Here is a 1190-nt window from a genome sequence, read left to right as displayed (position 1 = left end):
CAGGGCACCTGGCCCACCCTGCTGGTGCTGCTGCCCCACGCCGCGGCCCGCGAGGCCGACGCTGGAGTCCCTGTGGGGTGCCGGCCTGGGCGTGGGCGTGCCTTTCGTGCATGTGCTGCCCGACTACGGGCGCTACGCCCACCTCGTTTCGGCGGAAGACCGCGTGGCAGGGCTGCCCCAGGCCCGGCGATTCGCCACGCAGGTGCTGTCCATCAGCAACAGCCCCTGGCTGGACGACGCGGGCTTCGAGCGGGTCTGCGCCACGCTGGCGCAGGCGGTGCGGACTCAGCCCCGCGCGCCGTTCAATCCGCCGCCATCGCCAGCTGCCCCAGCAGCACCCGATTGAACGCCGCCTGCTGCGCCTGCCACTGCGGCAGCGCCGCGTCGGCCTGGGCCGTGTCCTGCCCGTCGCCCGCACTGAGCCACCGCTTCCACGCCGTGCGGTAGCGGTGCACGGACACCTCGCCCGTCACGTCGCTGCCCACGAGCTGCCCGCGCAGTGCGGAGATCAGGGCGGCGCCGTGGTGCGCGCCCAGGACGCCCTGGTCCCAGTTGGTGCGCACGACCGAGGGCGAGAACGCGTCCTTGTCGATGCTGAGGTAGGTGGGCTGGCGGTGGGCCGAGAGCACGCGGTACAGCGTGGCGGCGAGCGCGTCGGCATCGGGCAGGCTGCGAAACCGCGCCTGCAGGCCCAGCCAGCGCGCCCAGCGCGTATCCACCCCCACGCTCCAGTAGGTGAGCCGGCCGGCCCGCAACGGCGCGAGGTAGTTCTCCCAAGCGTGGCGCAGGCCGATGTCGCCCGAGGTGATGCCGACCACGTGCACGTGCGACACCTGCGGCAGCATCGCCACGCGGCGCACCCACGAGCCGCAGTGCACGCCGAACGGAAAGCGCATGTTGTCCGGGTGGTTGTCCAGCACCACCACGCGCAGGGGCCGCGCGGCGGTGTGCCCGCGCGCGGCGATGCAGCGGGCGATCAGCGGCCAGCTCAGGTGGTGGAAATCGCCACTGCCCATGAAGACCGGGCCGTGGCGGTCAAAGGCCGGCAGCCGGGCGTCGAGCAGGCCGCCGAAGGCCCGGATGCGGGCCAGGCCGCAGCCGAACCGCAGCGCCTCGTGCCAGTCCTGCGCCAGATCGATGCGCCGCTCGTCCGGCAGCGCCCCGACGGCGCCGTCGAGGTCGAGCACGAC

1 protein-coding gene and 1 pseudogene are annotated in these 1190 nt (G+C 73.8%); one reads left to right on the top strand and one right to left on the bottom strand.

Going from position 1 to position 1190, the window contains the following annotated elements; translation table 11 throughout:
- A pseudogene (locus AC27KI_RS25300) lies at positions 1-346 on the top strand (hypothetical protein); the annotation flags it as partial.
- Here the strand turns inward: AC27KI_RS25300 and AC27KI_RS25295 are convergent.
- On the bottom strand, positions 303-1190 hold an 888-nt coding region (locus AC27KI_RS25295; RefSeq protein WP_487116548.1), incomplete at its 5' end, for an arginase family protein. The pseudogene AC27KI_RS25300 and the gene AC27KI_RS25295 overlap by 44 nt on opposite strands.

This window comes from Acidovorax sp. KPB24-03, assembly GCF_057546605.1.
This window is presented reverse-complemented; position numbering and strand designations above follow the sequence as displayed.